Below are 9,214 nucleotides of genomic sequence, written 5' to 3'. Positions count from 1 at the left end.
CGCTCTCCCGAGGACCCAGACGACGGCCGTGCCGCCCGCCGCCAGCAGTCCCGCCCCCGTCGCGGTCCGAAGGGGGGCTCCCGCGACGGCCGTGAGCTCGGCGGCCGTCAGGGCGGTCGTGGCGGCTCCGGCGGCGGCGACCCCGGCGGTGCGGTGAACGGCCAGCGAGAACAGCGCGACCACCAGGACGAACGGCCACACCATCGCGGCCCCGCCGGTGCAGAGGGCCATGAGCCCCGCCGCGAGCGCCCCGCCGAACGCCCACCCCGGCGCGATCCGGCGCGCGGCGAGCGCACCGGCGGCGACACCCGTGCTCACGGCCGCGAGCACGCCTCGCCCGAGCCCGTCCGGGACGCCGGGAAAGCCGGGATCGAGGACCCGTGCGAGGACGGCCGACACCGCGGGGAGCGTCCAGACGAACGCCTGCACGAGGACGAGCGCCACGGCGGGAAGCAGGTCCCGCGCGTCCAGGGGAGGGGTGTGACGGGGCGCGGTGGAACCCCGTCGCCATGGCCACCGCACGATCCGCACCCTACGTCCGCCGGCCGCCGCCCGCGATGCCCGCCGCCCGCCGTCCGCACGGCCGCTGGCCGGTACCAATTGCTTGCTTGGGAGGCTAGCCTGGAGTGCCGTCGCGCTCGGGGAGGACGCCATGGGTTCGCTGGAGGGTACGTCCGCGCTGGTCACCGGCGGCGGCAGCGGGATCGGGCTGGCCTGCGCGCGCAGGCTCGCCGCGGACGGCGCCCTCGTCACGGTCTGCGGACGCACCGAGGCGAGGCTGAAGGCGACCGGGTTCCCCCACGTCGTCGCGGACGTCACCGACGAGGAGCAGGTCGCGCACGCGGTCGAACGGGCCGCCGGGCGCGCGCCGCTCCGGGCCGTGGTGCACAGCGCGGGCGGCTCGACGTCGATCGGCCCGGTCCAGGAACTCGACGCGGACGCCTGGCGGAGCACGCTGGAGCTCAACGCGACCGGGACGATGCTGGTGCTCAAGCACGCCGCCCGCCGGATGGCGCGGACGGGCGGCGGCGCGTTCGTCGCGATCTCCTCCCTCGCGGCGGCCACCACGCACCGGTGGTTCGGCGCGTACGGGCCGTCCAAGGCGGCCGTCGACCAGCTCGTCCGGGTCGCGGCGGACGAGCTGGGCGGCGTGGGCGTGCGGGTGAACGGCATCCGGCCCGGGATCGTCCGCACCGAGCTGGTCGCGGGCGTCGCCGACGGGGGACCGGTGCTGGACGACTACCTCGCCTGCATGCCGGTCTCCCGCGTCGGCGAGCCCGAGGACGTCGCGGAGGCCGCGCGGTTCCTGGCCGGGCCCGAGTCGTCCTGGATCACCGGCCAGATCCTCGACGTGGACGGCGGCCACCACCTGCGGCGGGGCCCCGACTACCGGCCGCTGTTCGAACCCCTCTTCGGCGCGCGGGCGCTGCGGGGCGAGGCGCCGTGACCGGGCCCGTCGTCAGGTGCGGCGCTCGGCGTTCGCCCGGTGCTCCCTGATGAGGTCGCGGTACCAGGCGAAGGACGCCTTCGGGGTGCGCACCTGGGTCTCGTGGTCGACGTGGACGAGGCCGAAGCGCTGGTGGAAGCCCTCGGCCCACTCGAAGTTGTCCATCAGCGTCCAGGTGAAGTACCCGCGCACGTCCACGCCCTGCGCCACGGCGGCGTCGACGGCCCGCAGGTGGCCGTCCAGGTAGTCGATGCGGTCGGTGTCGGGGACGGTGCCGTCCGCGGTGACGACGTCGTCCACCGAGCAGCCGTTCTCGGTGATGTGCACCGGCGGGAGCGCGGGGTAGCGCTCCTTCAGCAGGACGAGGAGTTCGCGCAGGCCGTCGGGGACGACGGGCCAGCCGAACGCGGTGTGGCGGACGCCCTCGATCGGGGCCTCCTCGAAGGGCAGGCCCCCGGCGGCGGGCGCCTGGATGCGGGTCGGGTTGTAGTAGTTGACGCCGAGGGCGTCCAGGGGCGCGGAGATCAGGTCCAGGTCGCCGTCCCGGACCGAGCCGCCGAGGGTGGCGTCCGCGCCGTAGGCGGACAGGTCGGGGTAGGCGCCGGTGAAGATCGGGTCGGCGAACAGGCGGTTGTGCAGGATGTCGTACGCCTCGGCGGCGGCCCGGTCGGCGGCGGACGGCGAGGCGGGCCGCACCGGCGTGCAGTTGTTCGCCATCATCACCCGGAGGCCGAGCGAGCGCAGTTCCCGCAGCGCGAGCCCGTGCCCCAGCAGCTGGTGGTGCGCCACGGGAAGGCAGTCGAACAGCAGGGCGCGGCCGGGCGCGTGCGTCCCCAGCCCGTAGCCCCAGGCCATGTGGATGAACGGCTCGTTCAGCGTGATCCAGTTCCGCACGCGGTCGCCCAGCCTGGCGGCCACGACGGCGGTGTACTCGGCGAAGCGGTACGCGGTGTCGCGGTTCAGCCATCCGCCGTCGTCCTCCAGGCCCTGGGGCAGGTCCCAGTGGAACAGGGTGGGGAACGGCTCGACGCCGCGTTCGAGCAGGCCGTCCACCAGGCGGTCGTAGAAGTCGAGGCCCTTGGGGTTGACCTCGCCTCGGCCGGTCGGCAGGACGCGGGACCAGGCGATGGAGAAGCGGTAGCCGGTGAGCCCGGCCTCGGCCATCAGGCCGAGGTCCTCCTCGTACCGGTGGTAGTGGTCGCAGGCCACGTCACCGGTGTGCCCGTCGCGGACCGTGCCGGGGCGGGCGGTGAAGGTGTCCCACACCGAGGGGCCGCGCCCGTCCTCCTTGGTGGCGCCCTCGATCTGGTAGGCCGCCGTCGAGGCGCCCCAGACGAAGTCCGCGGGCAGATGGTTCAGGGTCATGCTCGTCCTCCAAGACATGAGTGCAGATCGCGTTGTCGGGATCGATGGGATGATGGGCGCGTGAACCGGGAGCGCACCGCCGGGGCCCAGCGCCGCCGGCCCGTCCAGAGACGCAGCGTCGAGCGCTTCGAGCGGCTGCTGGACGCCTGCGCCGAGGTGCTGGAGGACGCCGGCCTGGTCGCGCTGACCACCAAGGAGGTGGCCCGCCGCGCCGGGGTGCCCATCGGCACGCTGTACCAGTTCTTCTCCGACAAGGAGGGGCTGCTGGGCGCGCTCGCCGCCCGCAACCTGGAGCTCTTCCTCGGCCGCGTCGCGGCCCGGCTGGAGCGCGAGCGGCCCGGGGACGTCCGGGGCGCCGTGGACGCGGCGGTCGAGGAGTTCGTCGCGATGCGCCGGACGGTCACCGGCTTCGGCGTGGTCGACTTCGGCGCCGCCGGCCAGGACCACGCCCTCGACCCGGCACTGGACAACAACACCGCCGTCGCCGGACGCCTCCGCGAACTGCTCGCGGACCTGGTCGGCGTCCCGGACGACCAGGAGCTGGAGATCGCGCTCCGCGTCGCGCTCGAATGCGCGGACGGCGTCCTGAACCTGGCCTTCCGGACCGACCCGCGGGGCGATCCGCAGCTCATCGCCGAGTGCAAACGCGTCCTCACCAGCTACCTCAGCGATCGGATCGGGGCACCGCGGACAGGGTGACGGCGGGACGGGGTGACGGCCGGACGGGGTGACGGCCGCCAGCGCCCGCCGGCACGGCTCAGCGGACACCCTTGACCTTCCACACCAGCGCCGCGCCGCCCACCGACATCGCGGTGGAGCCCAGGAACAGCGCCGGGTAGCCTCCCAGCGAGCCGATCAGGAACGAGGCGATCGGGGGGACCAGGACGTAGGGCAGCGAGCCCATCAGGTTGCCCAGCGCCAGGTCCTTGCTCCGGTTCGCCGAGGCGGGGAGGACCTCGGTGACCAGGGCGGTGTCCACCGCCAGGTACACCCCGTAGCCCAGGCCGAGGATGACGGCCGACACCAGCGTCATCGTCCAGGTCGGGGACAGGGCCAGCGGGACGGCCGCGACGCCCATCGTGACCCCGCCGAGGAACGCGGGCAGGCGGCGCCTGCCGAGCCTGTCCGACAGCCACCCGCCGAGGACGACCATGGCGACGGTGGAGACCGCGTTGACGCCGATCACGATGAGCAGCCCGTCCTCGGCCGACCGGCCCGGGAACAACCGCTCGTAGTGCAGGACGTCGTCCAGGAAGTAGGGCAGGTAGAGGGTGCCGAGCCCATAGCCGAGCGACATGACGAACCGGGAGACCAGCGCCCAGACGAAGTCGGGGTCGTCCTTCGGGCTGATCCGGTAGCCGCGCAGGAAGACCCGCGGCGAGAACGGCTCGCGACCGCCCACGGGCAGCGGCGTGTCCCTCACCCAGAACCCGAACAGCAGAACGGTCAGGGGGAACGCCGCCATCACCAGGTACCCGGCCGCGAACCCGCTGACGAGCCCGATCAGCGCGCCGCCGAGGATCAGCGCGCCCGCCAGCGGGACCATCGCCCATCCCAGCACGACGCCGCGCTGCGCGGGCGGGACCTGGTCGGGCACCACCGCGTTCAGGCCCGCGCCCATCACCATGATGCTCACCGACAGCAGGAACGAGCCGAAGGCGACCCCGGCGACGGTGTGCTGCGCGCCGCTGAACAGCAGCGCGCCGACGCAGCCGAGCGCGCCGCCGACCATCCAGGGGCGGCGGCGGCCGAACCGGCCGGAGGTGCGGTCGCAGAGCGCGCCGGCCAGCGGCGCCAGGACGATGCCGGAGACGGCGCCCATCACGCTGACCCAGGCGTAGGCGCCGACCTTCCCGCCCGGGTCGATCTCGGCGATCTGCTGCGGCATCAGGAAGGTCGTCGGCGCCTGCTGCGGAATGAAGACCCCGAAGTTGGCCAGGACGAACATGGCGACCCAGCCGCGGGAGACGCCGCGGGTCGGCTCGTCGAGCGCGTCGGGGCGCGGGGGAGCGACGGTCACCGCGGGACCCGTGTGAGGTGGACGAGCTCGCTCGTCCAGTCGAACGGCGGCAGCGGCGGGAGGCCGTGGCTCATCAGGACGGCGCCCTCGTGGACGGTCCCGGTGGCCTCGTCCCGGTACCGGGCCTGCGGGTCCAGCCCCGCCAGGCGCGTGCGGGCGGTGGAGCGGACCAGCGCCGAGGGGCGGAACTGGAACACGACGACCTCGTCGTCGGTGAGGTACTGCACGGCGTCGCCGCCGAGGCGGTACAGGGCGCCGCCGTGCACGACCGGGCGGATCCGCTTGTACTGCTCGACCAGCATCCGGGACCAGGCGAGGTCGTCGTCGCTCCACGTCCGCAGGTCCCCGCCGATGCCCATCGCGCCGGCCATCGAGACGTGGAAGCGGTAGCGCAGCGGGGTCGGCCGGGCCGTGAGGGCGTTGGGGTTGTCGGTCACCCACGCGCCCATCGTCCGGGCGGGGAGGAGCTGCGAGAAGCCGTGCTGGATCGCGACCCGGTCGGCGGCGTCGGTGTTGTCGGAGGTCCACACCTGGTCGGTGCGGGCGAGGATGCCGAGGTCGGCCCGGCCGCCGCCGCCCGCGCAGGTCTCCACGTACAGGTCCGGCCGGGCGGCGCGCAGCCGGTCGACCACCTCGTACACGCCCCGGGTGTGCTCGATCCAGACCCGGTCGGGGTCGGCGGAGCCGGGCTGCCCGGCCTCGGTGAACGGCCGGTTCATGTCCCACTTGAGGAACGCGACGTCCAGGTCGGTGACCGTGCGGACCAGCCACTCCACCGCCCACTCGCGGACGTCCCGGCGGGAGAAGTCGAGCACGCACTGGTTGCGGCTCTGGGTGCGCGGACGGCCGTCCTGGTGCAGGATCCAGTCCGGGTGGGCCCGGTACAGCTCGCTGTCGGGGTTGACCGCCTCCGGCTCCACCCAGAGGCCGAACCCCATGCCCAGGGCGCGGACGCGGTCGGCGAACGGACGCAGGCCCTTGGGGAAGCGGTCCGGGTTGGGCCACCAGTCCCCGAGGCCGGAGTGGTCGCCGGTGCGGGTGCTGAACCAGGCGTCGTCCACCACGAACACCTCGACGCCCAGGCCCGCCGCGAGTTCGGCCAGCTCGGCCTGCTGCCCCTCGGAGATGTCGAACTCGGTGGCCTCCCACGAGTTGTAGACCAGCGGCCGTTCGGCGGGACGCGGCGGAAGGACCTCGCGCTCGACGTAGGAGTGCCACCGGCGGCTGGTGCCGCCGAAGCCGTCCGGGGCGTACAGGCCGGTGAACACCGGCGTCTCCAGGGACTCGCCCGCGGCGAGGTTCCAGACCAGGCCCTCGTGGCCGAACCCGCCGGTCCACGACGTCCGGTCGAGCTGGTCGCGGCGCAGCGTGATCCGGCGGCTGCCGCTCCACGCGAGCGCGGTGCTCCAGACCTCGCCGTGCTCCTCGGTGGCGTCGCCCGCGTCCACCATCAGCCACGGGCCCTCGTTCGGCCCGGTGATGCCGAGGCGGCTGGTGAGGACCGTCTCGCCGACCGGGACCGGCTCGCGGCGGAGCTGGAACTCCCGGCCCCACTCGCCCACGACGTGGCTGACGCGGTGGTCGCGGCGGACGGGCACCGTCCACGCGGCGGAGTCCAGCCGCAGCACTTGGACCGGTTCGCCCGCGGTGAGGACGGCCCACCGCTCGATCTGGTCGTGGCCGTCCCTGACCCGGTAGTGCAGTTCGAGGTCGAGCGACCGGGCCCTGTCGGTGAAGCCCAGGACGAGGTGGCCGCCCCGGACCTCCTGCGAGACGGCCGACCAGTCGAACCCCCGGACGCCGTCCGGGAACCGGACCGTCAGCGACGGCGTGCCGAACCGCAGCCCGCCCTCGACGGCGAACTCCTCGCCGACCACCTCGCCGGACGGGTCGTCCGGGGCCGGCCCCGAGGCGGGCAGGTCGGCGGCGATCGCGGCGGCCTGCTCCAACGTCAGCCGCCGCCCCCAGTGGACGTGCTGCGGCGCGTCGGCGGCGTTCAGCCGGAGGGCGTAGGACGTCCCGGGCGTGCTCAGCAGCCATAGTCGGGCTTCGGGGAGATGGGAGATCACGCTTGCTCCGTCCGGGGGGTGGCGGCGGCGGGCGAGCGCACGGAACGACACCCACCAAATATGAGCAATGCTCATGTTCGAGGCTCATGCTAGGCGAGCGAGCCCACGCCGCCAACCCCTTCGCCGCCAACATCGGCGGCGAAGGGGAGACAGAGAAGCCGGGAGGTGAGGCGGCGCCGAGAAGGACGCCGCTTGAGCGGCCGTGGACGCGGCCGGACGGTTCCCGGTGGAGGTGGCGGTCAGAAGTCGCGGCCGTCTTCCACGAAGTTGAAGACCTCCTCGTCGAAGGGGCCGTACCAGGGCCCCCGGCCGCCGCCGAGGTCGACCTCGGTGGTCGGCAGGGCGGACAGGAGGCGCTCCTCCATGTCGTCCGACAGGTAGTGGTGGTGGAGGTCCAGGTGCTCCAGGTGGGTGAGCGGCTGACCCGTGAGCAGCGCCTCGGCCCCGCGGTCGCTGAAGGTCCCCCGGGCCAGGCTCAGCCGTCGCAGCCTCGTCACCACGGGGGCCGTCGCGATCCGCTCGGCGATCTCGTCCTGCACCCCGCTGTTCTCCAGGGCGAGCGCGCGCAGGGACGGCAGCCGCTCACCGGTCAGGACGGCGCCCAGGTCGCTCTCGTCCGCCGCCTCGATGTCGCCGCCGTCCACGCCGAGCCAGACGTCGAGGCGTTCCAGCGCGGGCAGGTCGCTGTCGGCGATCGCGCGCATGACCTCGGGCGGCAGGTTGCACGACTCCACCCGGAGGGTCCTCAGCGCCTCGTGCCGGACGGGCCGGAGGTCCAGGTCGTACCTGCCCCGCACGTCCAGCCGCTCGAGGCGCGGGAGGCGCTGGAGGACGGGCGTGAAGTCGCCGGTCGCCTCCATCCCGCAGAAGTCCTGCTCGTGGCCGAGTGACAGGGCGCGCAGGGCGGGGAGCCGGTCCGCGACATCCGCCAGCGTGTCGGCGCCGTCCGGTCCCTCGTACTCGATGTGTCCGAGGAGCAGGGCGGTCACGCGGGTCCCGTCCACGCTCGCCAGGAACGCTTCGATGACCTCGCCGAGCGACGGCGAGCCGACGAAGTCGGCCTCCAGCAGCCAGGCGGCCTCCTCCGCGGCGGCGTCCGGGCGGCGGTCGGGGGAGAACCGCACCACGGGCAGTCCGTGGAACTCCTTGGCGGGCTCCTGGAAGGACACGGCCGCTCCTCGCTTCCTCGTGCTGAACAGGCGTTCGAGTGACGTCCCGGGCGATCGTAGTCACCCGCCCGGCGCCGCGTCCGGAAGATCATCCGGTTCGGCACAGCGGTCGTCGTGCCGGGGCGGCTCAGGGGTGGACGGGCGGGCAGAGGGCGGCCCAGGCGAGGGCGCGCTCCCGGAGTCCGTCCATGTCGCCGGTGGCCAGCGCGTCCCCGACCAGCCGCGCTCCCGCGCCGACGGCGACGGCGCCCGCGTCCAGGTACTCGCGGGCCCGGCCGAGGGGGATGCCGCCGACCGCGACATAGGACGGCTCGGGGAACGGACGGCGCAGCGCGGCGATGTAGCCCGGTCCGACGCTGCCCGCCGGGACCACCTTGATGAACGTCGCCCCAGCGCGGTGGGCGTCCCACACCTCGGTCGGGGTGAGCGCGCCCGCGTAGACCGGCACCCCGCGGTCGTTGGCGTAGCCGATGACGTCCGGTGCGAGGGCGGGCGTGACCAGGAAGGACGCCCCGGCGGCCAGGGGGCGTGACCAGGAAGGACGCCCCGGCGGCCAGGGCGTCGGCCGCCTCGGAGCGGGTGGCCACGCGGCCCGCGCCGACGCCGCCGTCCGCGCCGTCCAGCGCCTCGATCGCGGCGAGCGCGCCGGGCGTGGGGAGCTGCAGTTCCACCCGCAGCCCGGCGTCCAGCAGGACGCGCGCGGCGGGCAGCAGGTGCCGGTCGTCCGAACCCCGCAGGACCGCGATCGTCCGTCCGCTCATGCCCGACTCCCGCCCACGTCCAGAACCCGCGCCCACGCCGAGTCCGAGTCCACGCCCATGCTAGAACCGCGGGCGCCGCGGCCAGGAGGGCTCCGGCGGCGGCCCCAGGGGAGCGAGCCCGAGGGGCCGGGACGAAGCGGGGAGCGGGCTGCGGGTGTTCACGCGGCGTTCGCCGAACGGTCTGGAGTCCGGAGTGTGCCAGAGTGCCATGCTTTGTCGCGCGGTGGGAAGGTGACGACTGCCGGGGCCGCCCGGTCCCCGGCAGGATCTCTCCCCCCGGAGGTCGTCATGTCAGGTGCTCCCACCGCCGGCTCCCCGCCCGCGGGCCGCTCCCGCCTCCGCGCCGCCCTCGCGGCGTGCGCGCTCGCCCTCGCGGGCGCGGC

General features: G+C 74.5%; 8 protein-coding genes and 1 pseudogene. 2 read left to right on the top strand and 7 right to left on the bottom strand.

The window, feature by feature from the left end:
- The coding region (locus DZF91_RS05080) for a hypothetical protein (RefSeq protein ID WP_199486422.1) at window positions 1-444 on the bottom strand (444 nt) is incomplete at its 3' end.
- Between the two features lie 208 nt (window positions 445-652).
- Here DZF91_RS05080 and DZF91_RS05075 point away from each other — a divergent pair.
- Window positions 653-1,447 (top strand): SDR family oxidoreductase, encoded by a 795-nt coding sequence (locus DZF91_RS05075; protein ID WP_117356333.1) that lies wholly within the window; start codon window positions 653-655, stop codon window positions 1,445-1,447.
- A gap of 12 nt (window positions 1,448-1,459) precedes the next feature.
- On the opposite strand, the gene DZF91_RS05070 is transcribed toward DZF91_RS05075, so the two are convergent.
- Entirely contained in the window at window positions 1,460-2,812 is a 1,353-nt protein-coding gene (locus DZF91_RS05070; RefSeq protein WP_117356332.1) for a GH1 family beta-glucosidase, read from the bottom strand.
- Window positions 2,813-2,872: 60 nt separating this feature from the next.
- On the opposite strand from DZF91_RS05070, the gene DZF91_RS05065 reads away from it, so the two are divergent.
- Window positions 2,873-3,511: a TetR/AcrR family transcriptional regulator gene (locus DZF91_RS05065; RefSeq protein ID WP_235834093.1), complete on the top strand. Its 639-nt coding sequence runs from the start codon at window positions 2,873-2,875 to the stop codon at window positions 3,509-3,511.
- A gap of 58 nt (window positions 3,512-3,569) precedes the next feature.
- Here DZF91_RS05065 and DZF91_RS05060 read toward each other — a convergent pair whose 3' ends face one another.
- The 5 genes and pseudogenes from DZF91_RS05060 to DZF91_RS43080 all read right to left on the bottom strand — a co-directional run.
- Window positions 3,570-4,832 (bottom strand): MFS transporter, encoded by a 1,263-nt coding sequence (locus DZF91_RS05060; RefSeq protein ID WP_199486421.1) that lies wholly within the window; start codon window positions 4,830-4,832, stop codon window positions 3,570-3,572.
- Window positions 4,829-6,901, bottom strand: a complete 2,073-nt coding sequence (locus tag DZF91_RS05055) for an alpha-galactosidase (RefSeq protein ID WP_117356331.1) — start codon at window positions 6,899-6,901, stop codon at window positions 4,829-4,831. Before DZF91_RS05055 ends, DZF91_RS05060 begins: the two co-directional genes overlap by 4 nt.
- 239 nt (window positions 6,902-7,140) lie before the next feature.
- The gene (locus DZF91_RS05050; RefSeq protein WP_117356330.1) at window positions 7,141-8,070 is read right to left on the bottom strand and encodes a leucine-rich repeat domain-containing protein; all 930 of its coding nucleotides are present in this window, start codon (window positions 8,068-8,070) and stop codon (window positions 7,141-7,143) included.
- 127 nt (window positions 8,071-8,197) lie between these two features.
- Window positions 8,198-8,542: a hypothetical protein gene (locus DZF91_RS42600; RefSeq protein ID WP_407920882.1), complete on the bottom strand. Its 345-nt coding sequence runs from the start codon at window positions 8,540-8,542 to the stop codon at window positions 8,198-8,200.
- A 142-nt stretch (window positions 8,543-8,684) separates the two neighbouring features.
- Window positions 8,685-8,831: pseudogene (locus DZF91_RS43080) on the bottom strand (hypothetical protein); the annotation flags it as partial.
- Window positions 8,832-9,214: the final 383 nt, after the last annotated feature.

The organism is Actinomadura logoneensis, from assembly GCF_003428695.1.
GTDB classification, from domain to species: Bacteria; Actinomycetota; Actinomycetes; order Streptosporangiales; family Streptosporangiaceae; genus Spirillospora; species Spirillospora logoneensis.
This window is presented reverse-complemented; position numbering and strand designations above follow the sequence as displayed.